At 57.6% G+C, this 26,813-nt stretch carries 34 protein-coding genes; 32 read left to right on the top strand and 2 right to left on the bottom strand.

Translation table 11 applies throughout. The features are described 5' to 3' along the window. The first annotated feature begins 10 nt into the window (after nt 1-10). The 21 genes from E308F_RS08850 to E308F_RS08755 all read left to right on the top strand — a co-directional run bounded on the left by E308F_RS08850 (nt 11) and on the right by E308F_RS08755 (nt 15,492). The gene (locus E308F_RS08850; RefSeq protein ID WP_141264580.1) at nt 11-1,936 is read left to right on the top strand and encodes a hypothetical protein; all 1,926 of its coding nucleotides are present in this window, start codon (nt 11-13) and stop codon (nt 1,934-1,936) included. 132 nt (nt 1,937-2,068) lie between these two features. Then, nucleotides 2,069-2,500 carry a hypothetical protein gene (locus tag E308F_RS08845; protein ID WP_141264579.1) on the top strand — a complete coding sequence of 144 codons (432 nt, stop codon included), beginning with the start codon at nt 2,069-2,071 and terminating at the stop codon, nt 2,498-2,500. Nucleotides 2,501-2,622: 122 nt separating this feature from the next. Continuing rightward, nucleotides 2,623-3,033 (top strand): IS200/IS605 family transposase, encoded by a 411-nt coding sequence (tnpA, locus tag E308F_RS08840; protein ID WP_141264488.1) that lies wholly within the window; start codon nt 2,623-2,625, stop codon nt 3,031-3,033. Continuing rightward, a complete protein-coding gene (locus E308F_RS08835; RefSeq protein ID WP_141264489.1) occupies nt 2,990-4,126 on the top strand; it encodes an RNA-guided endonuclease InsQ/TnpB family protein in 1,137 nt (378 codons plus the stop codon). The genes tnpA (E308F_RS08840) and E308F_RS08835 overlap by 44 nt, the downstream gene beginning before the upstream one ends. Before the next feature lie 405 nt (nt 4,127-4,531). Further along, the gene (locus E308F_RS08830) at nt 4,532-4,750 is read left to right on the top strand and encodes a hypothetical protein (protein WP_141264578.1); all 219 of its coding nucleotides are present in this window, start codon (nt 4,532-4,534) and stop codon (nt 4,748-4,750) included. A gap of 629 nt (nt 4,751-5,379) precedes the next feature. After that, a complete protein-coding gene (locus E308F_RS08825; RefSeq protein ID WP_141264577.1) occupies nt 5,380-5,727 on the top strand; it encodes a hypothetical protein in 348 nt (115 codons plus the stop codon). A gap of 68 nt (nt 5,728-5,795) precedes the next feature. Continuing rightward, nucleotides 5,796-6,551 carry a hypothetical protein gene (locus tag E308F_RS08820; RefSeq protein WP_141264576.1) on the top strand — a complete coding sequence of 252 codons (756 nt, stop codon included), beginning with the start codon at nt 5,796-5,798 and terminating at the stop codon, nt 6,549-6,551. 12 nt (nt 6,552-6,563) lie between these two features. Beyond that, entirely contained in the window at nt 6,564-6,869 is a 306-nt protein-coding gene (locus E308F_RS08815; protein ID WP_141264575.1) for a hypothetical protein, read from the top strand. 392 nt (nt 6,870-7,261) lie between these two features. Next, on the top strand, nt 7,262-7,429 hold the full coding sequence (locus E308F_RS15835; RefSeq protein WP_172613637.1) for a hypothetical protein: 168 nt from the start codon (nt 7,262-7,264) through the stop codon (nt 7,427-7,429). A gap of 111 nt (nt 7,430-7,540) precedes the next feature. Next, nucleotides 7,541-7,852, top strand: a complete 312-nt coding sequence (locus tag E308F_RS08810) for a hypothetical protein (protein WP_141305183.1) — start codon at nt 7,541-7,543, stop codon at nt 7,850-7,852. 113 nt (nt 7,853-7,965) lie between these two features. Further along, nucleotides 7,966-8,538 carry a DUF6927 domain-containing protein gene (locus tag E308F_RS08805; RefSeq protein WP_141264573.1) on the top strand — a complete coding sequence of 191 codons (573 nt, stop codon included), beginning with the start codon at nt 7,966-7,968 and terminating at the stop codon, nt 8,536-8,538. A 92-nt stretch (nt 8,539-8,630) separates the two neighbouring features. Beyond that, nucleotides 8,631-8,837 carry a hypothetical protein gene (locus tag E308F_RS16190; protein ID WP_141305184.1) on the top strand — a complete coding sequence of 69 codons (207 nt, stop codon included), beginning with the start codon at nt 8,631-8,633 and terminating at the stop codon, nt 8,835-8,837. 54 nt (nt 8,838-8,891) lie between these two features. Beyond that, on the top strand, nt 8,892-9,272 hold the full coding sequence (locus E308F_RS08800) for a hypothetical protein (protein ID WP_141264572.1): 381 nt from the start codon (nt 8,892-8,894) through the stop codon (nt 9,270-9,272). 41 nt (nt 9,273-9,313) lie between these two features. After that, on the top strand, nt 9,314-9,751 hold the full coding sequence (locus E308F_RS08795) for a hypothetical protein (RefSeq protein ID WP_141264571.1): 438 nt from the start codon (nt 9,314-9,316) through the stop codon (nt 9,749-9,751). 88 nt (nt 9,752-9,839) lie between these two features. Further along, nucleotides 9,840-10,316 carry a hypothetical protein gene (locus tag E308F_RS08790; protein WP_141305186.1) on the top strand — a complete coding sequence of 159 codons (477 nt, stop codon included), beginning with the start codon at nt 9,840-9,842 and terminating at the stop codon, nt 10,314-10,316. 116 nt (nt 10,317-10,432) lie between these two features. Then, nucleotides 10,433-10,837: a response regulator transcription factor gene (locus E308F_RS08785; RefSeq protein WP_141264569.1), complete on the top strand. Its 405-nt coding sequence runs from the start codon at nt 10,433-10,435 to the stop codon at nt 10,835-10,837. A gap of 430 nt (nt 10,838-11,267) precedes the next feature. Next, on the top strand, nt 11,268-12,188 hold the full coding sequence (locus E308F_RS08775; RefSeq protein WP_141264567.1) for an Rpn family recombination-promoting nuclease/putative transposase: 921 nt from the start codon (nt 11,268-11,270) through the stop codon (nt 12,186-12,188). A gap of 50 nt (nt 12,189-12,238) precedes the next feature. After that, complete coding sequence (locus E308F_RS16185) at nt 12,239-13,075, top strand: DNA-methyltransferase (RefSeq protein WP_141305187.1); 837 nt, start codon at nt 12,239-12,241, stop codon at nt 13,073-13,075. Between the two features lie 193 nt (nt 13,076-13,268). Further along, nucleotides 13,269-13,679, top strand: coding sequence for an IS200/IS605 family transposase (gene tnpA / locus E308F_RS08765; protein ID WP_141264488.1), 411 nt, complete (start codon nt 13,269-13,271; stop codon nt 13,677-13,679). Further along, entirely contained in the window at nt 13,636-14,772 is a 1,137-nt protein-coding gene (locus E308F_RS08760) for an RNA-guided endonuclease InsQ/TnpB family protein (protein WP_141264489.1), read from the top strand. The genes tnpA (E308F_RS08765) and E308F_RS08760 overlap by 44 nt, the downstream gene beginning before the upstream one ends. 162 nt (nt 14,773-14,934) lie before the next feature. After that, complete coding sequence (locus E308F_RS08755; RefSeq protein WP_141305188.1) at nt 14,935-15,492, top strand: Holliday junction resolvase RecU; 558 nt, start codon at nt 14,935-14,937, stop codon at nt 15,490-15,492. Here E308F_RS08755 and E308F_RS08750 read toward each other — a convergent pair. Together E308F_RS08750 and E308F_RS08745 are read right to left on the bottom strand one after the other, a co-directional pair. Next, the gene (locus E308F_RS08750) at nt 15,464-15,817 is read right to left on the bottom strand and encodes a type II toxin-antitoxin system RelE family toxin (RefSeq protein ID WP_141264565.1); all 354 of its coding nucleotides are present in this window, start codon (nt 15,815-15,817) and stop codon (nt 15,464-15,466) included. The two genes, E308F_RS08755 and E308F_RS08750, sit on opposite strands and share 29 nt — an antisense overlap. Continuing rightward, nucleotides 15,801-16,151 (bottom strand): type II toxin-antitoxin system Phd/YefM family antitoxin, encoded by a 351-nt coding sequence (locus tag E308F_RS08745; RefSeq protein WP_141264564.1) that lies wholly within the window; start codon nt 16,149-16,151, stop codon nt 15,801-15,803. Before E308F_RS08745 ends, E308F_RS08750 begins: the two co-directional genes overlap by 17 nt. 112 nt (nt 16,152-16,263) lie before the next feature. Here E308F_RS08745 and dnaN point away from each other — a divergent pair, with 112 nt between their 5' ends. The 11 genes from dnaN to E308F_RS08690 all read left to right on the top strand — a co-directional run bounded on the left by dnaN (nt 16,264) and on the right by E308F_RS08690 (nt 26,806). Next, nucleotides 16,264-17,400 (top strand): DNA polymerase III subunit beta, encoded by a 1,137-nt coding sequence (gene dnaN / locus E308F_RS08740; RefSeq protein WP_141264563.1) that lies wholly within the window; start codon nt 16,264-16,266, stop codon nt 17,398-17,400. 25 nt (nt 17,401-17,425) lie between these two features. Then, a complete protein-coding gene (locus E308F_RS08735; RefSeq protein ID WP_141264562.1) occupies nt 17,426-17,863 on the top strand; it encodes a hypothetical protein in 438 nt (145 codons plus the stop codon). Nucleotides 17,864-17,866: 3 nt separating this feature from the next. After that, the gene (locus E308F_RS08730) at nt 17,867-18,319 is read left to right on the top strand and encodes a deoxycytidylate deaminase (RefSeq protein WP_141264561.1); all 453 of its coding nucleotides are present in this window, start codon (nt 17,867-17,869) and stop codon (nt 18,317-18,319) included. Then, the gene (locus tag E308F_RS08725; protein ID WP_141264560.1) at nt 18,298-19,041 is read left to right on the top strand and encodes an AAA family ATPase; all 744 of its coding nucleotides are present in this window, start codon (nt 18,298-18,300) and stop codon (nt 19,039-19,041) included. Before E308F_RS08730 ends, E308F_RS08725 begins: the two co-directional genes overlap by 22 nt. A gap of 17 nt (nt 19,042-19,058) precedes the next feature. After that, entirely contained in the window at nt 19,059-22,073 is a 3,015-nt protein-coding gene (locus tag E308F_RS08720; RefSeq protein ID WP_141264559.1) for a ribonucleotide reductase N-terminal alpha domain-containing protein, read from the top strand. A 90-nt stretch (nt 22,074-22,163) separates the two neighbouring features. After that, entirely contained in the window at nt 22,164-22,631 is a 468-nt protein-coding gene (locus tag E308F_RS08715; protein WP_141305189.1) for a hypothetical protein, read from the top strand. An 85-nt stretch (nt 22,632-22,716) separates the two neighbouring features. After that, a complete protein-coding gene (locus E308F_RS08710) occupies nt 22,717-24,246 on the top strand; it encodes a DNA cytosine methyltransferase (protein ID WP_141264557.1) in 1,530 nt (509 codons plus the stop codon). Further along, nucleotides 24,246-24,911 carry a hypothetical protein gene (locus E308F_RS08705; RefSeq protein ID WP_141264556.1) on the top strand — a complete coding sequence of 222 codons (666 nt, stop codon included), beginning with the start codon at nt 24,246-24,248 and terminating at the stop codon, nt 24,909-24,911. Before E308F_RS08710 ends, E308F_RS08705 begins: the two co-directional genes overlap by 1 nt. A gap of 9 nt (nt 24,912-24,920) precedes the next feature. Continuing rightward, a complete protein-coding gene (locus E308F_RS08700; RefSeq protein WP_141264555.1) occupies nt 24,921-25,202 on the top strand; it encodes a stage V sporulation protein S in 282 nt (93 codons plus the stop codon). A gap of 35 nt (nt 25,203-25,237) precedes the next feature. Next, the gene (locus E308F_RS08695) at nt 25,238-25,564 is read left to right on the top strand and encodes a hypothetical protein (RefSeq protein ID WP_141264554.1); all 327 of its coding nucleotides are present in this window, start codon (nt 25,238-25,240) and stop codon (nt 25,562-25,564) included. A gap of 27 nt (nt 25,565-25,591) precedes the next feature. Further along, entirely contained in the window at nt 25,592-26,806 is a 1,215-nt protein-coding gene (locus E308F_RS08690) for a hypothetical protein (protein ID WP_141264553.1), read from the top strand. Nucleotides 26,807-26,813: the final 7 nt, after the last annotated feature.

The raw sequence follows: 26,813 nt of genomic DNA, 5'->3' as shown, positions 1-26,813 counted from the left end.
TGAATTATCCATGCTGCGCAAAGCCTTTTTTAGGGCTTTTTTCTTTTTGCTGCTCATGGTGACGTTGACTAGTCCAGCCTTCGCTTTTGTTGGGGGCGAGAACATTAAAGGTGTACCTTCTGATTCCCAAGCCCCCCTTTCCAACGGCATGACTTGGTTCGTCCGCCGCGTGCCGGTGCTGCTGTATAACCCCAATTCTGTTACCGCCAGTCTGGAGGGAAATAAGGGTGAAATCAGCCTGAGCGACGTGGATCTGGTTTGGGGTGAGCTCTGGACCAAGCCGGGATGGGCGCAGGAGGGGAGCCGGTACGGCCTGAACGAGCTTTACATCCCTATTAACTCCAACATGACCCCGGCCCCGGCGTCCGGGACGAAAAAGGTCATTCTGCCGGACGCTGATTTAGACGACCCCGACGTTGTGAATTTCCTGGCGGATTATTTTGATGTGTTACCGCAAGTACGTTATATAGACAAAGGCAACGCCTGGGCCGGAGACGCTTCTTCGGGCATATTCGTGAACGTCCCCATGCCGTCACGGGAAGAATTCTTGGCACAAGAGGCGGGAATGAACGATTCTTTAGCGGCGAAGTGGAAGCCCTATTTGGCAAACAAGGCATATTCTGACGGGTTGATACCTTCCGCCGACGGGAGTACGCAATACCTGCGGGCCTTAGACGCTTTCGACCACGGCGCTACTTTTTACTACCACCTGCTGTTGAACCCCGGCCCGCAGACGGGCAACTGGCAGGTGGCGGCGGAGACCACCCCTTATTATGACGAGAACGCCCCGGACGGGACGGGGTTCTACCGCGGCAAAGACTGGAGCGACCAGCTGAAAAGTAGTCCCGCGTCGGTGCCGGGTTTCATCGGGGCGATAACGCCGTGGGCGAATTTAAAGCTGGAAGGCCCGGTTGAAATAACCGGCGCCCCGGGGGAAGAAAAGGAAGCCCATTACACAATTACGAATGAAAGCTCCGCTGATCTGGCGCCTGACGTGGCGGTGAAGCGCGAAGGCGGGGCCTACGTCACGGCGGCGGCCGAAGTCCCGGTGAAAGCGTGGGACAAAGCGCCGGTGACGCTGAAATTCAAGGTGGAAGACCGCCCTTATAGGGTGCGGGTGGCGGTCAACCCTTTTAAGGGGATATGGGAATCCACGTATAAAGACAACTACGTTGACGTCACGGTTAAACCTATCGCCCCTGATATGTACGTCAAAACTCTGGACCCCGGCGCTTCGGAAGCCGAGCCCGGCAAAGCCTACACCGGGACCGTAGTCTACGGGTTGGCCGCGGATTACCCCGTGCCGGTGAAGGCTACCCTATCCCTTACCAACAACGGCTATAGCGTGACGGCTGCGGACGGCACGCCCCTCAACGACCAGGTGCCGGTAGAGTTCCAGCCGGGCGAAGAGAAGACCTTTACCTTCACCTGGCACGGCGACGCGGCCGGCGACACCCTGGTTGCGAAGATCCACCCGGTCAACCCGCCGGACGACCGCGATTGGAGCAACAATTCCAAAGAGGTGTGGGTTAACCCAGCCGGGTGCGATTTGGCGGTGAAGGCCTGGCCCTTCATCGATCCGATATATATAGGCATGGATACCGGCTACGCCGAGGGCGGCGTTAACATTAAAGTCACCCGCAAGGACGACAACCCCAACCCGGTGACGGCTAAGGTCACCGTCGACGGCCCGGCGGGCAGGCAGGCGTACACCGTCACTGTCCCACCCGGAGGCTCCAAGCCTGCAGGGCCGTATCGCTTCAGGGTCTATAGCCCCGGCACCTATACAGTGCATATAGAGGCCTGGCCTGAAGGCTTGCAAGACGCCTACCCGCCGGACAACGTGGCCGAAGTGATGATCCACGCCAAGCAGCAGACGATGAACTACTACACCGGGCCGCGTGAGCCAGGGCTGCACGTCGAGTTGGGCGGTTAAACCTTCAGGCAAGAGAGGGGATATTCCATGCCCCAAGAAGTCCGCATAGAGCCGATCCCCCGCCGCCCCGGCCTGGTCACGTCCCCGGCGGTTTTGCGGCTGTTGGAATTCCTCGAAGCGAGCGGCGGGGCGATGTCGGGGGCGTGCGAGCTCCTGTTCAGGCGGAAAGGCGAAGCCGCCCGCCGCTTCGCCTCGTTGCGCGCCGCCGGCTACGCCGTCAGGGCGTACCTCGGCGGAGAGACGCTGTGGCTCCCCCGCGCCCATTCCGTCTGGGACGCGGCGTCGTTCGCCCGGCAGCGGGCCGCCGGGTGGTTCGCGGCGCGGCTTTTTGGGAGCGGCGGCCGCTACGGGGCGGGGAAAGCCTTCTTCCCGGACGGGAGCGAAATGGCCGTGGCGGTCGTGCCTTACGACCGTTTGCCGCCCCCACCGTGCGTGGTTGTCCTGGTCTTGGGCGCCAAGGAGGGCAGGGGCCTAGTGCCGCCGGGGGCGTATTGGTGCAGGGAGGAAGATTTGGCGGTGAGCGACTTGCCGGCTTGCTTGAATTTTAAAAACGATGTAGAATAAAGACGGAAGATTTTATCTTCATTTTTAACTTTCCCTGCCGGGAAGTCCCCGCCCGTAAGGGCGGGGATGAAAGGCAGGGAGATAATCTCGCCATATTTCGATTCTTATAGTAAAATAAAGTCATGAAGTATCAATTGGACAAAGGATGCCATGCCGTTTACAGCCTTCGGTTCCACTATGTGGCGTGTACCAAATACAGGCGTAAGGTATTGACACCTGAAATTTCTGGTTTTCTCAAGCAGGTCAACCTAAGCGTAGCGGAAAAATTCGGCGTTCAGATAATCGAACAGGAGACAGACAGGGATCATATCCATATCCTCTTTGCCTCCCAACCTCAAATACAGCTTTCAAAATTCATCAACTCCCTGAAATCTGTTTCGGCGCGGCTGATATTCCGGAAGTTTCCGGAAGTGAAAAAGCAGCTTTGGGGCGGCCATTTCTGGTCGCCCAGCTATTTCCTGGCTACCGTAGGAGAGGTGAAGCTGGAGGATGTCAAACGCTACGTCCAGTCTCAAGGAAACCAGGAACTATAAATTCCGGCTTTATCCTAACAAGGAGCAGGAATCCCTATTGTTGCGCTGGCTGGAAACCTGCCGGTGGATATACAACACCGCCTTGGCCCAGCGAAAAGAAGCCTGGGAACGGGAAAAGAGATCTGTTACCCGGATCGAGCAGCAGGTATGGCTCAAAGAGGCCAAGAAGACGGATGAGCGTCTCCGGGAGATACACTCTCAAGTAGCCCAGGAAGTGTTGTTCAGGGTCGAGAAGGCCTTTGCCGCTTTCTTTCGCCGGGTCAAGAACGGGAAAACGCCGGGCTATCCCCGGTTCAAAGGGAGAGGACGTTATAAATCTATCACCTTCACCCAGTTTGGAGAAGGGAAAGGCGCTTCTTTCCAGGACGGCAAGCTGAGATTATCAAAAATCGGCCTGGTGAAGATAAGGTTACACCGGGAAATACCTGGCACTATCAAGACTGTTACCGTCAAACGAGATGCCGCCGGCAAATGGTGGGCCATTTTTGCCGCAGAAATAGAGCTTGCCCAATCGCAGGCTCATACCGGACCTGCCGCAGGTCTGGATGCTGGTCTGGAAAAGTTCGCGGCCCTTTCAGATGGGAGTATCATTGAAAATCCCAAGTACCTGAGAAAAATGGAAAAACGCCTCAAACATACCCAACGCAACCTTTCCCGCAAGAAGAAAGATTCCCGCAACCGGAAAAAGGCCAGACAAAAGCTGGCCAAGCTGCACGCCAAAGTTTGTAACCAACGAAGGGACTTTTTGCACAAGCAATCCCGCAGGCTGGTGGAAACTTACGGCCTGATTGCTGTTGAGAAGCTAAACATTAAAGGAATGGTCAAAAATCATCACCTAGCCAAGAGCATTTCTGATGCAGGCTGGGGAGAGTTCATGGCTATGCTTGAGTACAAAGCGGCAGAGGCTGGTACTAAGCTGGTCAAAGTGAACCCCTCCGGCACTTCTCAGGTATGCAGCGGGTGTGGAATGGATGTGCCTAAAGAATTATCCGAGCGGACTCATTGCTGCCCTTATTGCGGCCTAATACTCGACCGAGATGTGAACGCCGCCCGGAATATCCTGAAAAAGGCGTTGGCTCTGGAAGCGGCATGATGCTTCCCTACCGTGGGAACCACGGGACGTTACGCCTGTGGAGCTGACCCGTTGGGGTTACGATGAAGCAGGAAACCCTACCGAAGCCCCTCCCTAACCCGGAGGGGTTAGGGAGGGGTAGTTCACTGGTACTCGCCTTTTTATAGGCGACAAGTCTAGTCAACCCCCGCGCAGGCGGGGCAAGTCATACGGTTTCCCCCGTTTTGACGGGGCAAGTCTGTTAAAGTAAGCGTTAATTAAAAACGTCGGGTTTTTAAAAAAGACGTCTTTCGGAAGGAAAGTTTTGGCACGAGACTTCCGGAGGCGTCTTTTTGCATTTTTGAAAGGAGGATGCTTTATGCACATTGTTTCACTTGATATTGTTTTTGTTGTCCATAATGTTTAAAAAACGAAGGAGCGAGCATTATGAGCAAATATAAAAACACTATCGCTATTAATAATGAGGACGGCAAGATATATGCCGTTAGGACAAAAAAGAGCGCAAATGCTTATGAGTTTATTGACATTGTTACTAGTTGCGATGAGATAACCGAGCAAGCTCTTAACGTGGTGGCAAAGTATATACGAGATAACGACTTAGGCAAAGTCAAAACAGATTTTGGGCATCTAAGTTTATCGGAATAACTGCGTATTCCAAAGAAAAAGCGAAAGGGAGATGTGGCATGATGGTTTGTGAGTGTTGCGGTCGGCAGATAGTGCCTGGTCACGGTACTCCAGATAATTATATAACCTATGGCCCGGTAACAAGACTAGTGGGAAACCAATATATATGTGCCGTTTGTGCCGCCGATCTCGATGAGGACGGGCTTTTTCCAGAGGAAGGCAGAAGCTATTGCGTAGGCACGGCAACAATTATGCCGTGTAGCTCAACAAGACCCAAAAATTGATAGTTAAGGGGGCATTCGGATGGGTATTCTTGAAAGCCTTTTTTTCGGGATACTGGGAGGTTTAACTGGTTGCGTTATTTATCACTTATTGAAACGAGATTAAGGTTATGCGTGCCGTACATTCCGTCGACGTTCCGATTATGGTTTCAACAAGGATGAGACGGTTGTTTGCTCGGGTGGTTTGGTCCTTGGGCAATAATTATCGGGTAAGAGAGAGGACGCGACGTTATTGTTTGATTGACTTTTAAACGACGGAAGCGGCCGCCCGGACACGGCCTGCCAAAACCAATACCTTACTTAAAGGAAGTGTTTGGCGCGGTGGGCCGCCGGGGGCCTGCTGCGCGTCCGATAATGAGGACTGTAGGGATGAGGTTGGACGACCCGCTTGCGAGCGTCCCGTTCAATCTGGAAATCGAGTTTGAGGGCGGCGATTTAGTCGCTGTTGCTCGCGACCTGTACGTGGAAAGGTTGATCGCCGAACCACGGCAGGATTTGTACGGAGAAGGCCGGGGTACCGATTTCTGGACATTCGAAAAAGATTCCTCCATAAAAGGAGGAGGATTAATTGTTTCTCCCACGTTCCGCGACAGGTGGAACGCTTGGGAGCAGTCCAATAAAGTTCGGGATATCGTTCGGCGGCATGGCGGACGGATACGTGCCGCGCGGTATATAGGTCAAGTTAAATTTAATCTTTGTTATTTGGTACAGGTTTAAAGGTTAATACGTCATAATAGGCCGCCCGGATACGGCCCGTCCAAACCAAACATTCTCAAAGGAGGTGTTTGGCGCGGCGGGCCGCCGGGGGTGCCGCCGCGTCGAATATAATGTGCATTATAGCTGTGGCGATTGAACGTAAATTGACCTATGAAGAAATAGAAAACTGCTTTTTCAATAATCCCGACGGGGCCGGGGTAGCTTGGTCCAGCGGGGGCAAGAATCATTTAAGAAAAGGGTTTATGGACGTCGAGGAATTTATCGAGTTTTACGCGAGGAAGGTCAATGCCCTGCCCCACGTGGTCCATTTCCGCAAGGCCACGTCGGGCGGGGTCAGCCCGGAGATGACTCACCCCTTTATCGTGGATCTTCAATCGCCCTTGCGGTTGACGTGGAGCGGTAAAAAGCCGCTTCTGTTCCACAACGGCGTGATCCAGCGGTGGGAAGACATTTTCCTCCGTTTCGTCCCCGACGTCTTGCGGGAATTGCGGCGGAGCAGGAAGGGTTCTTACCTGCCGCCCGGGCCGTGGTCAGACACCAGGGCCGCGGCGGTGATCACGGCTTTCGCCGGGGAAGGGATCCTTTCCTTCCTGGGCGGAAAGTACGCCGTTATCGACAGGGGGCACGTGAGGACTTACGGCAAGTTCGTTGAAGAGAAAGGCATTCTCTTCTCGAATACCAGCTATAAAAATATCAGGCTCTCCAAAGGTGGTAGCGGTTTCCCGTACACGTGGGTACCGAAGGGAAATGCCGATGCCGCTGTTCGTAACGGTTCCGCTGTCGAGGTCGAGTCCGTTGCCGAAGAGTGGTGGGTCAGACGTTAAGGAAGGATAATTATGATGGACGAAAAAATACGGTGGCTCCGGATCAAGCAAGCTGCCGAAAAGATCGCATGCCGCCCCGTGTCCATCCACGGTTCCACCGATCTGCCCCCTCATTTGAGGGCGGCGGTGGACGCCACGGAAGAGCGCGTGGACATCGCCCTTAATTTCCAGCACGTTAAGAGTGCCGAGGACGTGCTGGCGGCGGTGGCCCACGAACTCGCCCACGTCGTGGCGGGGATATCCCACCACGGGGGGAGGTTCGAGGCGGTGTGGAAGGAAATAAAGGAAAGACTCATGGAAGATTATTACAGGTTTTGACACAACGGTAAGGAGTATTTTAACGGCGGGGCCGCTGCCCCGCCCCGAGGCCGTATCTGTTTGCCAGATATGGCTTCGGGGGAGGGCAGAACCTCCGAAGTTACTTTTCCCGCTTTTACGGGCGGCAAGTCTTTAATTCCCCCCTTGTAAGTGGGGCAAGTCTTAGGATACCCCCGTTTTGACGGGGCAAGTCTTTTAAGTGTATAGGCTTTAAGAACCAAACTTTATAACGAAAAGGCGTCTTTCGGAAGGAAAGTTTTAGTAAAGGCTTCCGGAGGGCATCTTTTTGCTTTTTTAAAACCGAGGGCTTCCCGGTTTTAAGCTCGGTAAAACGTCAAATCAAACCACGAAAGGGGAGAGATTGGCGTTTGCGGGCCACCGGGGGTCCGCAAATGCCAAGACGCATGAAGCTTAACGACGTTGAAGCGGTGCGAAAGCTGGAGAAGGAAAACAGCGAGTTGAAAAAAAGAGTTGCGGCGTTGCGTAACCTCAACCGAAATATGGTTGAGCGCTTGGCGAGGATTAATCGCTGCATAAGGAAGGCTGGTATCGGGGCTTAGAAGTGTCGAGGCAAGCGCAAGACCGCCCGGAGACGGTCCGTCCAAACCAATACCTTGCTTTAAAGGAGGTGTTTGGCGCGGCAGGCTGCCAGGGGTCTGCCGCGTTAAGAAATGAATCAGGTTAAACCTAGAAATCTCCAGGAGTTTCTCCGGGGGTATTGTTTTCAGGTGGAAGAGCTGCCTGGCCGCCTCATTTACCGCGGCACGACAGGTTTCTTCGGACCGCTCTACAATTGCAACCTGCCCCCGGGGTTTGAAGAGGTCGAAGAGTGGGACGATGGCCCTTACCGCCGTGTGTGGAAAAACGACGCGGAACGGGCTGTAGTAACTTACGTGGAAGGCGATGTCGACGTTGTCGTCTGTGATAACGATGAAACTTATCGGGCAACAGTGCAAGATATGGCTGAATTCTATGCAGGTTAATTTCCAGGACTAAATTAAGGCCGCCCGGCAGGCCCGCAAAAATCCTATCCAAAAGTCTGGAATGGGAGGAGGATTAGAGGAGCGGGCCGCCGGGGGCCCGCTTTCCCAAAAATATGGGCTGGTTATTTGTCCACAAACCTTATAAGGTTACTGCCAAGGAGTTCCTCAAGAAGGAGTTCACGTGGGAGAGGGAGGACGGCCTTTACTGCCGTGTCCTCGATTGTGCCATAGTAAAGTTGCGCGAGGCGTATTTGGCTATCGAGAGGGGAGACGCTTCTGGCCCGAAGGAAGTGTTCGCGGTGGTGTGCCTCCTTGACTACCGACCTAACGACTATTATAACTTCGGCTACAAGGATATGAGTGAAAACATGCATCCGTATTATTACAATTGCCCGGAGCGCGTCCTTAAGCTTCTCACTCCGATCGACAACCCGTCGGCAAAAGAATGGAGGGAGGAGTGCTGGAAACGGCTCCAGGAAAGGAAGGCACGGCCCCGTCTGGAGAAAGGGAAAGTCATCCAGTTTGAGTCGCCCATTGCTTTCTCCAGCGGGCGGGAAGAAAGCGTCTTTAGGGTAGAGAACACCCGGCGGCTGTTGGTGTCAGATCGTCACGGGCGACTGTACAGGTTAAAGCATTGGATCTTAGAAAAGATACCATATTGTATCCTGGAAGGTTTTCCGGTCTAAAGTTTTGGCCGCCCGGCAGGCCCGCAACACTAAACAATCCTAAGAGGAGGTGTTTGGGGCGGGCCCTGCCGGGAGGGCCAGCCCCGAAATAAATGGGAGAAACTGTATATCTGCAAAACGACCTCGAAGTAAAGGAATTTTTAACAAACGGTTATTGCGAGAATTGCCTCCGCCCGGCGCGGGAATGGGCGGAAGAGAACCGATACGGGCACGTTGAGGTCCACGGTGACTTCGACAGCCGAGGGAATTTGGTCGGTTTCCTCTGTCCGGAGTGCGCCCGGCAGATGAGGGCGGAATAATGTTATAAACCTAAATAGGGCTGATCGGCCCGCGTCATTCTTAAGAAAGGAGGAATGGGGCGGGCCGAACGGCGGCTCGTCCCATCGGAAATGACTAGGTACGAAAAGGCTGCAAAAAAGGCGATTGATCAATACATGCGACAGAACCGCGACAGGGAAGACTTTAGCCTCTATGAATTGTCGGTCGTGGCCGACAGAGCGGCTTTCGCCGCGGGGAAGAAACGGGAGCTGTATTCTTCGCTTGGCTGGTACGAACGCCTTTTGCCGGCGGGAGCGAAGGTTTTCTGGAAATCAAACGGGCTGCTTTCCGTGTCGAACCCTTATTGTCCGGACCGCGCTGCGGTAAAAATGGCCGTGTTTGTTCCGGGACCGTTTGACGCCGGGGTAGACATGGGACCCGACTATTGGTCAGAAGCGCTTAAAGGGAATTGTTGATAAGCGGCCGCCGGCCCGCAACATTCTTATTAAAGGAGGGAATGGGGCGGGCCAGGCACGGCCCGCCCTACAATATGATTCATATCGAATTCTGGGACAAGTTTTCTCCTGCGGCAAAAATATTTTACAAAGAAAAATTGCAAAGCCTGCAGTTTGATCGATATTTTGTCAGGCTCTATGGATTAAGTAAACAGCGTGGGCTAGTTGCTACTATTCCTATAGAGGAAATGGATCTTCTGTTTTATCCGCCCGTGCATCATTTAGGGAACAGCCCGTTATTCAGCAAAGATTCTTTGCTGATTGGCCTTCCGTGGGAGGCAAGGATGGAACCGACCTGGAGAGAATGGGTTGTCCCCGTGGTACACGGGATTGTTGAGCATATACGAAGAATAGATGAATTGGTAAAGGCCGAGCGTTCAGGCTATGAAATTGAGAAAACGTTGCGGGAGATATATTCTCAAGATGTTTTCTCAATTTAGCGATTAGGATTAAATATGCGGCCACCTGGCCCGCAGCATTTCAACGAAAGGAGGAATGGGGCGGGCCGGGTGGCCCGCCCTAAAAACAATGAGCGGTTTAACGGTCAAAGATATGGTAGTTCTCACGGAAGCCGCAATACGGATCAGCGGTGAAGAGTTCGGTGACGGCTACCTGTTTTACCAGAATTGTATGCTTCCCGAGCAGGCCGAAGTTTTCCTCTACCGCCCGGCCGCCGAAGGCGCCTGGTGGCGTGCCGAAGTGCCGGAACGCGGCGTCGGCTGCTGGGTCCCGCCGGAAATTGGGAGGATGGCTTTGGCCTTCCCGGAATTTCACCGCAACGTCCGGCGGCAGGTTTTGATCCGGTACAGGTGCCCGCGTACCGGACAAGTGAAAAGCGTCCCGGCGTGGGAATGGAAGACGTCGGGTGGCTTGGTGATGATTTTTGAGACTACGGCTGAACCTCACTGGCAAAAAGTCTTGCCGATACCATTAAATCTGCTCACTAAAGAAAGCAGGGAGATAGTTGAACAAAAAAGGTTTGACACGTCGGCTACGGTTGCCTAGAAGCATGTGGCTCCGCAGGCCTGTAACGCAGGTAGTGCCTAATAAAAAGGCGATTACGAGGAAACAGGCCTGCAGGCAAAAAGCGGATATGGAGGATTAAAGTGGAGGAACGAAAAATGGAAATTTGGATTGTCGAGAACGACATTGAGTTGGCCAAACAACAAGAGGAAATTATCACAATGGAGTTGCCCGGTTGTGACGTTAAAACATTCGCATCATTGAGGGGAGCTTTCGCGGCAGGAACGGGCAGACCGGATATTGTCATTTTGGACGTAAGCGCAATATCTGAAGAAAGTTTTTCGTTAGACGGATATAATAGCTATGCCTACCTTCTGCGTATTTTCATTGAAAAACACAGGTCGTCAGCCTATATCATCTATTCTATGGTAAGCCGGTGGGCAAAAGATATCATTGAAGAATTAAAGAAGGAATTTGACGACCTTGTTGTCCACGAAGCTGATATGACCAAATCTGCCATGCTCGTTCAATTTCTGAAGAATATAGCGGGGAGCGTGACGTAGGTGGGAACCGAACTTCAAGAGTTGGAAGCCCGGCCAAACTGGGTAGCCACTTTTGAGCGCACCAACCCGGAGGCACGGTTTCGGTATGATTGCTTGATGTGTACTCTAGTGGACACGTACTATTGGCACACCCCTGATTACACCGGTCTTTTCGCCTGGGGGGCGACTAGGCCATGCAATTTAGACCTCCTACGGGAAGACCTGGAATTAGGGTACAAGCGGCTGGTACGGGGAACGCTTCCCCCGGAAATCGTCGAGAAATTTTGTGAGGTAATACCGGAGGTATGATCAACCGGGCCTTCCGGCCTAAACCATTCTCACGGAAAGGAGGGAATGGGGCAGGCCGGAAAGGCCTGCCCCGGAAATCGTGGGAAGCCTTGAAACGGTTTCTAAATCCCGGTATAATACTGGGAAAAAGGGTGTCAGGCGTGTGGACGGGATCAACCGGACTAACGACTATGTTTTTAAGCGAATTTTCGGCTCCGAAGAAGGGAAAGAGGCTCTGCTGGGATTCCTCAATGCGGTATTCAGACTGCCGCCAGGCAGAGAATTAACCGACCTGGAACTATTGGACAGGGAAATCGACCCAGAATACCTTCTCGATAGGGCCGCCAGACTGGACGTGCTGGTGAAGGCGGCCGACGAGTCGCTGATCAACGTCGAGATACAGATTGCCAATAGGTTCGATATCGACAAGCGGACACTGTTTTATTGGGCAAGGCTGTACGGTGGCCAACTGAAATCCGGCCAACAGTTTTCGGAACTACGCAGAACGATTGCCGTTAATATCCTTGGGTTCGATTGGTTTGCCGATGAGCGGTACCATCACGTTTTTCGCATTCGGGACATCGAGACCGGGGAACCGATGAATGACCACTTGGAAATTCATTTCTTAGAATTAATCAAGGTGCGAAAACGCGAATGGAACCCGGACGACCCATTGGAAGCGTGGCTAATGTATTTGAATAATCTGGAAGGGGAGGGGTTGAAGATGATCGCCGAGAAAAACCCGGCGATTAAGAAAGCCCTGACAGTCGAAGAAGTTTTTAGGAAGAGCGAGCTGGAGCGCCGCCTGTATGAATTGCGGGAAAAAGCCATCCGGGACGAGATCTCCATGGTGGCGGGCGCGAAAGCGGAAGGTAAAGCGGAAGGCAGAGTAGAAGGCATGGTGGAGGCAAAGCAGGATGCCGTTCTTCGTTACTTGAAGAAAAAGTTTGGCAGCGTCACTTTTGAAAATAAGATACGGCAGATGAGGGACGTAGAAATTCTCGATAGGCTCTTCGACAGTGTACTTGACGCCGGAACTCCAGAAGAGGTAGAGGAAGTCATATCTCGCGTGTTAATGCATTAGCGTCTTCTAGCCATAAAGGATAGGCCACTAAATTTCTTGACCGAAAGGCGATGCCCCGTGTAAAAGCACGGGGCATCGCTTTTTTTGTGGCCGCCGCGAAAGGGGGATGTCCTATCAAGCCTTCTTATACAGATGGTGTTATCACTATTTACCACGACGACTGCCTGACAGTAATGCCTTTCCTCGCCGAGAACGGGGTAGTGGCGGACATGATAATAACCGACCCGCCTTACGGCATTTCAAGAAACGTTATTATCAAGCGCGGTGAAAGCACTAAGTTTTCCGGCGGCGACATTTCCCTCTACTTCGGCCCCTGGGACGATTTCGCGGGGGAGGAAGATTTCTGGGGTTTCACCCTGGCCTGGATCCGGGCGGCGGACAAACTGCTCCGGCCCGGCGGGATGTTCTGCTCGTTCTTCGACCGCGACAAGATCAATTTTCTCTCGGCCTTTTTGCAAAAAAGCCTCGGCTACAAGCAGAAGGGCTATTTTTTGTGGATTAAACCCAACCCGGTTCCCCAGGTGCGCAAGGTCAAATTCATGAACGCCTGGGAAGCCTGCGGCATGTGGCAGAAGCCCGGCGGCCCTTTGACGTTTAATTGGCGGTTCGGGCAGCATCCGGACTACCTCATCTTGCCCACCAACGCCGACGGGAAGAGGCTGCACCCCACCCAGAAGCCGCTCCGGCTGGCGGAAACGCTGGTGGCATACTGGAGCCGTCCGGGCGATTTAATCCTCGATCCTTTCCTCGGCTCCGGCACGACGGCACTGGCGGCGAAGAGGCTGGGGCGGAAATGTATTGGGATCGAGCAGGATGAAAAGTATTGCCGAATAGCCGCGGAAAGGTGCCGCCAGGGGTTTTTGCAGTTTGACGCTGGGGGAGGTTAAAAATGGTAAATACGCGAATGGGCAATGGCGACCGCGGCCAGGAATGGCGGGAAAATCTGAAGAGGGTTCTTGCGGTAGCGTTGTTAGTCTCATTTTTAACTTTCCCTGCCGGGAAGTCCCCGCCCGTAAGGGCGGGGATGAAAGGCAGGGAGATAATCTCGCCATATTTCGATTCTTATAGTAAAATAAAGTCATGAAGTATCAATTGGACAAAGGATGCCATGCCGTTTACAGCCTTCGGTTCCACTATGTGGCGTGTACCAAATACAGGCGTAAGGTATTGACACCTGAAATTTCTGGTTTTCTCAAGCAGGTCAACCTAAGCGTAGCGGAAAAATTCGGCGTTCAGATAATCGAACAGGAGACAGACAGGGATCATATCCATATCCTCTTTGCCTCCCAACCTCAAATACAGCTTTCAAAATTCATCAACTCCCTGAAATCTGTTTCGGCGCGGCTGATATTCCGGAAGTTTCCGGAAGTGAAAAAGCAGCTTTGGGGCGGCCATTTCTGGTCGCCCAGCTATTTCCTGGCTACCGTAGGAGAGGTGAAGCTGGAGGATGTCAAACGCTACGTCCAGTCTCAAGGAAACCAGGAACTATAAATTCCGGCTTTATCCTAACAAGGAGCAGGAATCCCTATTGTTGCGCTGGCTGGAAACCTGCCGGTGGATATACAACACCGCCTTGGCCCAGCGAAAAGAAGCCTGGGAACGGGAAAAGAGATCTGTTACCCGGATCGAGCAGCAGGTATGGCTCAAAGAGGCCAAGAAGACGGATGAGCGTCTCCGGGAGATACACTCTCAAGTAGCCCAGGAAGTGTTGTTCAGGGTCGAGAAGGCCTTTGCCGCTTTCTTTCGCCGGGTCAAGAACGGGAAAACGCCGGGCTATCCCCGGTTCAAAGGGAGAGGACGTTATAAATCTATCACCTTCACCCAGTTTGGAGAAGGGAAAGGCGCTTCTTTCCAGGACGGCAAGCTGAGATTATCAAAAATCGGCCTGGTGAAGATAAGGTTACACCGGGAAATACCTGGCACTATCAAGACTGTTACCGTCAAACGAGATGCCGCCGGCAAATGGTGGGCCATTTTTGCCGCAGAAATAGAGCTTGCCCAATCGCAGGCTCATACCGGACCTGCCGCAGGTCTGGATGCTGGTCTGGAAAAGTTCGCGGCCCTTTCAGATGGGAGTATCATTGAAAATCCCAAGTACCTGAGAAAAATGGAAAAACGCCTCAAACATACCCAACGCAACCTTTCCCGCAAGAAGAAAGATTCCCGCAACCGGAAAAAGGCCAGACAAAAGCTGGCCAAGCTGCACGCCAAAGTTTGTAACCAACGAAGGGACTTTTTGCACAAGCAATCCCGCAGGCTGGTGGAAACTTACGGCCTGATTGCTGTTGAGAAGCTAAACATTAAAGGAATGGTCAAAAATCATCACCTAGCCAAGAGCATTTCTGATGCAGGCTGGGGAGAGTTCATGGCTATGCTTGAGTACAAAGCGGCAGAGGCTGGTACTAAGCTGGTCAAAGTGAACCCCTCCGGCACTTCTCAGGTATGCAGCGGGTGTGGAATGGATGTGCCTAAAGAATTATCCGAGCGGACTCATTGCTGCCCTTATTGCGGCCTAATACTCGACCGAGATGTGAACGCCGCCCGGAATATCCTGAAAAAGGCGTTGGCTCTGGAAGCGGCATGATGCTTCCCTACCGTGGGAACCACGGGACGTTACGCCTGTGGAGCTGACCCGTTGGGGTTACGATGAAGCAGGAAACCCTACCGAAGCCCCTCCCTAACCCGGAGGGGTTAGGGAGGGGTAGTTCACTTGGTCTCTGCTTGGGCTATTGGCTGCCCTGATTTCATGAAAGCGATCAGAGCATACCGAAACACGGCCCACCGCGGCCGCGCCTTAGAAGACCTGGTCGAGTTGAGCAACGAACGCTACCGCCAGGCGGGCGTAGCCGTCATCCACCGCGTCCCGGCGGCTTGGCTGCCGATACGGGACGGCCGGGGCCGCATCGTGTCAGCCAAAATAGAGAAAAAGGCGGCCGTAGATTTTATCGGCCACGTCCTCGTGCCGGGCGGGCGTGCTTTGCCCGTGGCGTTCGAGGCCAAAGAAGTGTCGAAGGGGCGGCGGTGGCCGTTGTCGCGGTTGGAAGAACACCAGTACCAATATCTTGCAGATTGCGCCAGGACGGGGGCGGCGGCGTTCGTACTGGTCGCGTTCTGGGAACTTGGACGTTTTTTCATTCTTCCTTTTTCTATCCTGGCGATCAAAGAAGCTGGCCGCCGCAACGGCGGTCCGGCTTCCGTGCGGGCGGAGGAGCAGGGGCTGGTAGAAATTTCTTTCCCCGACTATCTGAAAGCGGTTGTGGAAAGCCCGGAAATCTTCATTTCAACAGATCGGCAAGATGGTTGAGTTCTGCCTCGACTTTTTTCCTATACGCCGCTATCCGCTTGGCGGCAGTTTTGTACACCTGAAGATCTTCGCGTTTGCCGACAACCACTATAAGCACGACCACGGCGTTTTCTTCCACACGGTAAACCACTCTGTACCTTCGTGCCGCCTTCAGCTTGCGCATTCCGCTTAAGTCGAGGCCCGCTTTTTCGCCCAGGGGTTCGCCGTATCCCAGCGGGTCGTCTTCCAGCTTGACGATGGCTTTTAACACCCGTAACTTGACGCTCCGATCCAATTCTTCCATGTCTTTGACGGCTTCCGGCAGCCATTTAATTTTCCATTTCATCGCCGGATGCCTCCGCCAATTCTTCCCGCGTTATCCCAAACCGTTCCAGGACCTCATCCATTTCTAAGAGTCTTTCCGGAGTTTTAGCGTTTTCGGCCAATCTCCGGAGGGCCAAAACCGCCAGGTATAGATCTTCTATCTTTTGTTCTTCACGCAGAAGCTCCCGGTAGTCGTCAAGGTTCAATAGCACCGCTTCGACTTCTTGTTCCCTGGTTACGAAGATCGGCCTTTTCCGCACTTCGTTCAAGTAGGCTCCCAGGTTTTTGCTCAATTTTGAGGATGACACCAATTGGGAAGGGCTGAGGAGAACAGGGTCGTCAATTTCGTGCATCATGATGGTCGTTCAACCCCCTATCAGTTTTCCGTAAACTTAATATGCTTTTCTTGAGGAAATTATAACTCAAATTTAGACCTAAATAAAGCCTTAAAATGGAGGGATAAACTTTATGCAATGCAAATGCCGCCAATCTGACCTGGCCGCCGCTTTGAAGAAAGTAGACGCGGCGGTGTCCCGGAAAAACGTCGTCCCGGCCCTTGCCGGCGTCCTCTTAGAGGCCGGGGAAGATAAGCTCAGGGTCTACGCGACGGACCTGGACGTGGGGGTCGAGGTCTTCGTCCCGGCCGAAGTGTCGGACCCCGGCCAGGCGCTGCCGCCCCACAAAACGTTCAAGGGGCTGGTCGCCAGCCTGCCGGACGGCGAGGTCGAATTGACGGCCGACGAAGCCGCGAACAGGCTGACGCTGTCGCAGGAAAAACGCCGCTATTCTTTCGACATGCTCGACCCTGAAGTTTTTCCGGCCTTTCCGGACGTGGACGGTAGCGAGGCTTTCACGCTGCCGTCCGCGGCGCTCGCCCGGGCGGTGCGGTCCGTCAGCCCGGCCGCCGCCGTAGATCCTTTCCAGGGCGCTTTCGCGTGCGTCCTTTTAGAAAAGGATGCGGAAAAAGAGGTTTTGCGGCTCGTAGCCACGGACCGGCAGCGGCTGGCCGTGGCCGAGGCGCCTTGGTCCGGGCGCGGGGACGGCGAAGCCCCCGTAAACGACGTGCTTTTGCCCGCCGCATCGTCCAAAGCTTTGCTGGACGTTTTGTCCGGCGCCGCCGGCAGCGAACCTAAAGCGGAGCTGCGCTTCAGCGGGAGCTTCGTCGTCGCGCGGACGGACGACGGGAACGGCTTCTTCGCCCGCATGGGCGCCGGGGCGTTTCCGAACTACCGCCTGGTGCTGCCGCAGGATCTCCCGGACCCGATGAGGATCGACGTGGGGGCTTTGAAAAACGCCCTGGAGCGGGCGGCCCTGCTCCTCAGCGGCCAGCCGGGCAAACCTCCCCTGGTCGAGCTCGAAACCGGGGCGGGCATATTGACGGTGTTCGCCCTGGACGACCCTTCCATCTGCCGCGAGGAAATCCCTGTTTCCGGGGACGGGGCGGGCACAGAAACTTCCGTCGCCGCCAACGCCCTTTTCCTTTTGGACGCGGTGCGGCCCCTGGACGGCGAAGTCTTAATTAACCTGCCCGCCGGGCGGGGTCTGATCGTAGTGAGGGACGCCGCAATGAATTATACGCACGCCGTCGCTCCTATCACGGTTTAAATTAAAAGAAAAAGGTGATATGTCTATGATTCGTTACAACCCTTCCGTCAATTCCAAACCCGACGGCTACAGGACTATCCGGCCGCCCAGCGGCCAAGGGGCGTCCGGGTCGGCGCCGTATGGGTCCAGGCCGGTATTTCCGGCACGCCCCGGAAACGGTTGCGTTCCGCCCCGGCGGCCAGCCCGACCGGGTGATCGGCCGGCAGCGGCCCAGCGGCCGCCGTCCCAAAACGGCGGCGGTATATTCCACGCCCGCGTGAGTGCCGCCACGGACCCCGGCAAGGCGGCGGGGTCCGTGGTCAAAGCCCTGCTGGGCGGGCGCCCGGCGGCCGAAGCGGCGGCGTCCGGCGGGGCCGTCGAAAACCTGGGCCGGGCGTTGGGCATCGCCCAGAAATTCGCCGCCGCCCACGGCAAACGGCTGCAGGTGAGGGCGGAAATAAGTTTCGTCGAAGAAGGAGATTAAACCGTGAACCGTATTACTTGGGACGAATTTTTCATGGAGATGGCCCGGCTGGTGGCCCGCCGCTCGACCTGCCTGCGGCGGCAGGTCGGTGCGGTATTAGTCAAGGACAACCGGGCCGTCGCTTCCGGCTACAACGGTCCGCCGTCGGGGATGGCCCACTGCGCCGACCTGGGCGGGTGTTTGCGGGAACAGATGGGCGTGCCTTCGGGCGAGCGGCTGGATATCTGTAGAGCCCTGCACGCCGAGCAGAACGCCATTCTCCAACTTGCGATAACGGGGTTGAGCGGCACGGGCACGACCCTGTACGTGACCCACCACCCGTGCTTCACCTGTGCCAAAATGCTCGCCCAGCTGGGCGTGCGGCGCATCGTCTACGCCGATGGCTACCCTGACGAGTTCGCCGCAAGGTTTTTAGAAAAAACGGGGGTTGAAATATGCCGGTACGTTTCCTCCTGATGGGCAAGGCCGGGGCCGGGAAAGACACCGCGGCCGAATACTTGGTGAGGCGATATGGTTTCCGGCGGTACGCCTTCGCGGACAAGCTCAAAGAGGTCGCCCGCGGCCTTTGGCCGGAGGAATTCGCGGACGGCCGCAAGCCGCGTAGGCTTCTGCAAGAATTGGGCACGGCGGTCCGGGGCATCGACCCTCTGGTCTGGGTGCGCTGCGTCTTCCGGCAGATGGAAGCCGAAAACCCGGCCAGGGCAGTGATCACGGACGGCCGGCTGCTCAACGAATACCGTGCCTGCCGGGAGGCGGGCTTTACGGTGATCAGGATAGATTGCCCGGATCAGGTGCGGATGGACCGGCTGCTGCTCCGCGACGGCGTGCCGCTGTGCCGAGAAGAAACTTCCCACGCCACCGAGCGGGAAATCGAATTGGCGGAGCCGGATTTCATCTTGGACAACAGCGGCAGCACGGACGACTTATATCGTCAAATCGTAGACCTCATGTGGCGGCTGAAAATCGATCTGGTGGAGGACAGCGAGAACGGCCATCCGCAGGGCGGGCGGAGAACCGTCAGCCCGGCCCTCGGGCACGCCCTCGATGCCGCGGCGGCGGCCGTAGAAAAAATACGCGCCGCGGGGCCGGGCGGCCTGGAGTGGGCCGTCCGGGAATTGGAATCCGCGTGCCACCGGGTGCGGTGCGCGTGCAATACGGCCCGGCTGTTCAATTCATAGAAAGGCAGGTTCGCGAAATGTCCGACTTTCTGCTTACCCTCACGCCCAACGCCCGCCTCATCTTGGAGAAGCGTTATTTGCGGAAGGACGCGGGCGGCAGCGTGGTCGAGACGCCGGAAGAAATGTTCCGCCGCGTCGCCCGCAACGTGGCGGCGGTGGACACCCTCTACCGGCCGGACGTCTACCGTCCCTGGACGGACCTTTCCCTGCTCCCCGGCGGCGCCGCGCACCAGGACGACACGTGCCCGCCGGAATGGCTCGAAAAAGGGTATGCGCGTTTTTCCGTTTACGACGTCCGCACCCTCCACCGGGCGTACCGGCGGCTGAACGCCGAGGGGCGCATGGTCGTGCCGTTTACGGCCGTGGTCGAGCGGGCCGCCGCCGACGAAGGCTTAAAGGCGGCGGAAGACGAGCTTTACGGCATGATGGCCCGGCTGGAGTTTTTGTTCAACTCGCCCACCCTGATGAACGCCGGCACGGAGCTCCAGCAGCTTTCCGCCTGTTTCGTCTTGCCGGTCGAAGATTCGATGGAAGGCATCTTCGAAAGCCTCAAAAACGCGGCCATCATCCAGAAGACCGGCGGCGGCGTGGGTTATGCCTTCTCCCGTCTCCGACCGAAGGGCGATACGGTCAAAAGCACGGGCGGCGAGGCGTCCGGCCCGGTGTCGTTCATGCGGGTCTTCGACGCCGCGGCGGAAGCTGTGGAGCAGGGCGGCAAGCGGCGCGGCGCGAACATGGGTGTGCTCCGTGTGGACCACCCCTCTATCGAAGAATTCATAACCTGTAAACTCACGCCAGGCGAGTTCGAGAATTTCAACATATCGGTCGGCCTCACGGAAGAGTTCATGGCGGCCCTGCGGGAAGGGCGGGAATACGCCCTGGTCAACCCGCGCACCGGGGAAGAGGCGCGGCGGGTTTCCGCCAGGAAGATCTTCGACATGATCGTGGACGCGGCGTGGCGGAGCGGCGAGCCGGGCGTCCTCTTCCTGGACAGGATCAACGCGGCCAACCCCACACCATGGCTGGGGGAGATAGAGGGCACGAACCCGTGCTGGACGGGCGACACCAGGGTGTGGACGATCTACGGGCCGATAAAGTTCGAAGATATGGTGGGGAACACCCTGCCGGTTTTGACGAAGACGGACGACGGCCAGCTCACTTTTAAACCGATGACCGACATCCGCATGACCCGCCGGCGGGCTCAAGTGATGGAGGTCCGCTTGAGCAACGGGGCCGCGCTCCGGTGCACGCCCGACCACAACCTCTTTTTGAAAGGCGGCCGGAAGGTCCAGGCGAAGGACCTCAAGCCCGGCGACAGGCTGGAAGCGTGCGGCCGCTACAAAGTTTACAAAGGACCGTTAAAAACGTCGCCCGTATTCCAGCAGGTAATCGACCCCGACATCGACCTGTCGGTGGTGTCGGTGAGGTACCTCGAAGGGGAATTTCCGGTCTACAACGGCGTGGTGGCAGGGACGCACCGCTACTACGTCATGACGGGCGAAAGCGACAACGAGGCCGTCCTGTCGGCAAACTGCGGCGAAACCCCTCTGCTCCCCTACGAGAGCTGCAATCTCGGTTCGGTCAACCTGGCCCGCATGGTGAAAGACGCGGGCGGCGGCAGGTGGGAAATCGATTGGGCGAAGCTAGGGCGTACCGTCAGGGCGGCCGTCCGCTACCTGGACAACGTGATCGACGCCAACCGGTATCCCCTCCCCGAGATAGAGCGGGCGACCCTGCTGACCCGCAAGGTCGGCCTGGGCGTGATGGGGTTCGCCGACCTTCTCTTTTACCTGGGCGTGCCCTACGACTCAGACGAGGCGGTCAACCTGGCCCGGAAAATAATGCGTTATATCAGCGGCGAAGCCAGGGAAGCGTCGCTGGCGCTGGCGGCGGAACGCGGCCCGTGCCCGGCTTTTGCCATGGGGCCGGGGGGCGGCGGGGGCGGCCTTGCCCGCAACGCCACCCTGACCACCATAGCTCCCACCGGGAGCATCAGCGTGATCGCGGGCGCGAGCTCCGGCATCGAACCGGCCTTCGCCCTGGCGTACACCCGGAACGTGGCGGGGGTCGGCAAAATAGCGGAAGTCAACCCAGCGTTCGCGGCGGCCGTGAGGCGGCGGTTTCCGCGGGAAGAGGCGGAGGCGCTGCTGGAGAAAGTTTCCGAGACCGGCCGCCTTTCCAGCGTGCCCGGCGTGCCGGACGATTTGAGGCGGGTCTTCGTGACCGCCCACGAAATAGCCCCCGAGTGGCACGTCCGCATGCAAGCGGCTTTCCAGGAATTCACCGACAACGCCGTTTCCAAGACGGTCAACCTGCCCGCTTTCGCCGCCAGGGAAGACGTGGCGAAGGTGTACCTCACGGCCTACGAGCTAGGCTGCAAGGGCGTGACGGTCTACCGCGAAGGCAGCCGGGGTGAGGCGGTACTGTCGGCGGGCGCCGCGGCGTCCGAACCTGGCGGCGCGGGGGAGAAGGACGGGGCGGCTGTCTCCTGGGACGGCGGCCGCACGTCCGGGGCGGGGCGGCGGCAGCGCGTCTACCCCGCGCCGCGGCCCCAACGGACGGTCGGCTTCACGGAACAGGAGAAGACGGGCTGCGGAAAGATATACATCACGGTCAACCGCGACCCGGCCACGGGCGAGATGGTAGAGACGTTCATCACCACCGGCTCGTCCGGCGGCTGCGCAGCCTACACCGAGGGCGTGAGCAGGCTCGTCTCCCTGGCCCTCCGTTCCGGCGTGGCGCCGGAAGCCATAGCCGACCAGCTCACGTCGGTCGTCTGTCCCAATTTCGTCCGGCGGCGGGCGGAAGACCCGTCCGTCCGGGGCAAGTCGTGCCCGGACGTGATCGGGCGGGCGCTGCTCCGGGAAATGAACGCTCGGCCGGTGCCGGCGGAGGATCAAAGTCAAATAAAGTCAAACGATGCATTGAACGGTAATAGCGAGTTTTCCTCCTGTCCCGAATGCGGCGCGCCGCTGCTCTTCCAGGAAGGCTGCCTGGTGTGCCGGAGCTGCGGGTTCAGCAAATGCGGTTAAAAAAGCGCTGCGGGTCCAGGTTTTTGCGCCCCGGTCGGGAGAGGTTTCCCGGCCGGGTTTTTTTTATTTTTTAAGGAAAAGTGGGAGGGGATGGCGGCCTTGTTTTCTAAAGTTCGCGCATGGGCGCAGATGGGCTTTGCGGCCGCTGGTTACCTGGTCCTGGCCGTTGTTTTCACGTTTGTTTTGACCTGTGTTTTGTCCACCGCCCCGCCGGGCATTGCCGCGCCCGCATCCCGGGAAAGAGCGTTTTTCTGGCTGCTCTGCGCCGCGGCGGGCTGCGCGGGCGCGGCGGCAATTTGGCTGTCGTTCCGCGGCGAAACTGGCGGCGCGGGCGGGGCGGGGGGAGATCCCCTAATTAGGGATTTCCACGATTGCGTAGCCCGCCTCGCCGCTCTGGAGACGGAGCTTCGCGAAGCCCCGCCCGAGGCGGCGGACGCGGTGATGGGGGCGATTTTCGCCGAAAGGGAACGGATGGGGTTCCTGTTGCGGGAAATGCGGGCGGCGGGGGTTAAAAATAAGGTTTGGAACAATTGCCACAAAAGGAACGAAGCAGTCTAATGTTTGTCACATTTGGAATCTTTTTTCCTTCATCCCGGAAGAAAAAGCCCTTCCGGGTCTTTTTTTTTCCGGGGGTGAAGCCTTCGTGCCGCTGAAATTCATCGATTTCTGCTGCGGGGCGGGCGGGCTGTCGCTGGGCTTTAAGATGGCTGGCATGGAGCCCGTCTGGGCCGCCGACAGCGACCCGGTGGCGGTGGAGACCTATAACAAGAACGTCGGCCCCCACGTCGTGGTCGCGGATTTGAAAAAGCTCGACCCGAAAGACATCCCGGAAGCCGACGTCTGGGCCGCAGGCATACCGTGCCAGAGCTGGAGCCTGGCCGGAAAGCGCCGCGGGGCGGAAGACGAGCGCAACCTCTTCCCCGATTTCCTGCGCCTGATCGAGGCGAAGAGGCCGCCCTGGGTGGTCGTCGAGAACGTGCCGGGCCTTTTGTCCTGGGGCGGCGGCCGCTATTTCGCCTGGGTTGTGGGGAGGCTTAAAGAAATGGGCTACGCGGTACGGTACGCCGTCCTCGACGCCGCCAGGTACGGCGTGCCGCAGTTCCGCCGCCGCGTGTTCATCGTGGGGAACCTGGCCGGGCGGGATTTCGCATTCCCGCCGCCGACCCACGGCTCGCCGGCGGAAGCGGCCCAGGGACGCCTCTTTGGGCCGCCGCTGAAACCCTGGGTCACGGTGGCGGAGGCACTAGGGTTCGACGCATTACTCCCGGTTGTCCGGCAGCCGGAGACCTCCAAGGCCAACAACCCTGTCTATTCCACAGACGGGCGGTCGTCACGCTCGGTCACGGGAGAACCCCAGGTATTCCTTTCGCTCCCTTCGCGGCCCGTCACGGCGACGGAATACAAAGGCGCGACCCCGAAAGGCAACAACCGGGCCAGCGACATCCTGAGCGCCTTGTACAGCCCGGCGGCCGCCGTGCGGTGCGGGGGAGGGCCGCGGAACGACGGCCGGAGGCTGGAGCAGAACTATATACCTTCCCTGGAGCTGCTGCCCCCGGAACAGGCCGCCCGGGTGCGGGTGCTTGAGCCCGACGCCCCCTCCGTCTGCATCAAGCCGCGCTCCCCGCACGGCGGCAGCCCGCAGAACGGCGAACCGTGCCTGCTCTGGGTGGACGAGATACCCCACGATGGCACGCCGCGGGTCTTCGACGTGACCGCTAGGCCCTCACCGTGCGTAGACGCCAGGCAGGGCGGCAGGCCGAAGCTCGCCGTGGTGTCGAAGCGGGCGAGAAGTGCCTCTCCGGTCGACATGCCGAGCGTCACGGTGGCGGCGGACGGGCGGGAGTCCTTCGCCGCGGGATTTCCGGCGGACAGACCAGCACAAACGCTGGACCACACCGGGGAGTTGCACCGCCCCGGGCGGCACGACGCCCCGGATTCTTGGGGGAAGGCCGCTACCCGGGTGCGGCGGCTCACGGTCCGGGAATGCGCGCGTCTCCAATCGTTCCCCGACTGGTTCGAGTTCTGCGGCGGCAAGACCGCCCAATACCGCCAGGTCGGCAACGCCGTGCCCCCGCTTCTCGCGTGGCATATAGCGAACGCGGTGTTGGCGGCGGCGGGGGAGAGGGGGAGGGACGTGCCGGACGTGTTGAAATTCTACGTCGAGGTGGTCTGATGTCGCCGAAACTGAAAGAAACCGACCTTTTCGGGCCTGTAAAATCCTGGCTCCAGGAGCAGGGGTACGAGGTTTATTCTGAAGTGTGGCCGGAGTTGTATACGTCAAAACGGGCGGATGTAGTGGCCCTCAAAGACGGCACGGCGGCAATCGTCGAATTGAAAACCAGCCTGACGCTGGACCTCGTCGCCCAGGGGGCGGCGTGGCAGGAAAAGGCTAATTGCATTTACCTGGCCGTCCCTATGCGAAAACGGATTAACCACCAAGTCGACAGGCTTTTAGAAAGGCTCGGTCTGGGCCTCCTCGAAGTCTCGTTTGAATGGGGCACCTGGGTACGGGAAACCGTCGAGCCGGAATCCCGGCCCGTTGCGGGGATAGATTGGCGTCAGGTAGTCACGGAAGCCCACAAGACCGGCCCGCCGGGCGGGCACGCGGGCGGGGGGTACGTCACCGAATACAAATTGATGATGTCCCGCGTGCGGCAGTTTATCGAGCAACACCCGGAAGGTATAAGTATTGACGTTATCCTGCAAAACTGCCCGACCTACTACCGTCATCCCAAACGGTCGCTCACCAACGCCCTTCAGAAAATCGAAAAGGGCTGGTGCGAAAGTTTCGAGGTGGACGGTCAAATATTTTTCAAGCCAAAAAACAAAAAGGAGTGACGCTGATACATGGACGTATTAAAAGTCTCCGCTTCCACCGACCCTTCCAAACTCTCCGGCGCTATCTCGGCCGCAATCCGGGGCTCCGGAGAGGTGGCCGTGACGGCCATGGGCGCCAAAGCCGTGTTCAACGCTGTGCGCGGCATAACCATCGCCCGCGGGCGGGCGCTGGTGGAAGGCACGGATTTCGACGTAAAATTCACGTTTCACCCCCTGCGGTTGGATGGGGGAGACAGGGAGCGTTCAGCGATCAAGTTCGTCGTCAAAAAAGTCGACGCGGCGGCCGGATAGGCCGCCTTTCTTTTTGAAGAAAGGTGGTGATTTCCGTGATCCTGAAATCCTTCTCCGACCTGCGGCCGCTCATATTCAAGGTGACCCCCCACGCCGTCCAGCGTTTCCGGGAGCGGGTGGACCCCGGGATGAGCGACGACCAGATAGCCGATTTTTTGTTTGAGGCGTGGAGGGAAGCCCGCCCGCTGGGCCGCTACATCAAGGGCGGGGGGCGGTACGCCGGCCGGGGCGTGGTCTTCGGCGTCGACCGCCGCGGCGGGGTGACGACCGTCGTGACGGTGCACGGGAAGGAGGAGGAATTTATCTGGAACCGCGAAACGTTCCGCCGGGCGGCGGCGAAGGGGGTGCTGAGGTGGCGTTGAGAATTTTTGGTAAAGGAGTGGTCTTTTATGCGGTTCAAATCCAATCTGTCAAAAGCGGCGTTGTTTCTGGTTATTTGCTTCCTGGTCGGGACCTGGGCCGTTTTCGTCGGCCAGGGCATTGAGGCATACGCCGCCGGCAGCGGCGATCCGGCCGTCTACTACCGCCACGCCGCCCTGGAAGGCAGGGTCATAACCTACGACCCGGACCGCGACCTCTTCATCGTCTTCGGCTCTTACAAAGTCGATGCCGGGGACGGGTGGCAGATGGTCAATTCCAGCAAGTTCCACCGCGTCCGGCCGGCGAACGACGCCGTGCGGCAATTCCTGCTCGGCCGGCTGGACCAGGGTGCCCGCATCCTCGGCTCATACGAAGCCTGGGCCGGGCAATCGGAAGAAGTCTTCGACGGCACGACCGCCGTACCGCTGGACCAGGCGCCGGCGTCACCGGTGTGGTACGCTTTCGGCAAAACTATAAGGCCGGAGCGGATCGCCAAGTTCAACCTCTTCACGGCCAACGATTTCGTGCGGGTGCTGGCCGGGCTGAAGGACGCCCTGGCCGCCGGGGGGTTCAACCTGCCGCCGGACCGCTGCTTGACAGCCGGAGAAATCGCGGATTTGAAAACGAGGGTCGAAAATCCGGCGTCCGATGCCGACCGTGCCCTCTTGCGAAACGTCCGGTCGTGGTGGGAAAATAACTGGAACCTCAAATGGGCCGTCGAGAAAAACACGCGGGCTTATAACGAGCTCGCGGCCAGCGTCGGCGGCTCCACCTTTTACGCCGGGCGGCTGGGGGTGTCCAATTGCTACATCATGTCCGCCCCGGTGACCAGAAAAGATATCGACGCTTTTATGGCTGCGGCGAAAGAGGGTTCGGGCGTGGCCGACCGGGAAGAGCCGGTGGCCATGTTCGCCCGCGTGACGGCGGAGCGGGACAGGACGGGCCGGATCACCGCCCTCTACGCTTCCGGGCCGCTTTTCGTGAACCCCTACGCCCTGATCTACGACGGCATCAAGAACAACGCCGCCCCGGCCGAAAGGTGGCGGCTGGAAGGCTGGGACCAAACCCGGGCGGAACAGCTCGACGGCCGCTGGGTCTGGATGGAGGGCCGGACGGTTTTAGTCCGGGACGATAAAGGGAACGTCGTCGACCGCTACCTGGCCCTGGGCGAGAATCTGACGCAGGATGAGTTTAACACGGTCCTCGATTTGAACCGCGAATTGATCGGCGATGGGGGTATTTAGGATGCGG

Source organism: Moorella sp. E308F (genome assembly GCF_006538365.1).
Classification (GTDB): domain Bacteria; phylum Bacillota; class DSM-521; order Neomoorellales; family Neomoorellaceae; genus Neomoorella.
The sequence above is the reverse complement of the archived record's forward strand: the minus strand, read 5'-3'. Positions and strand labels throughout refer to the sequence as shown.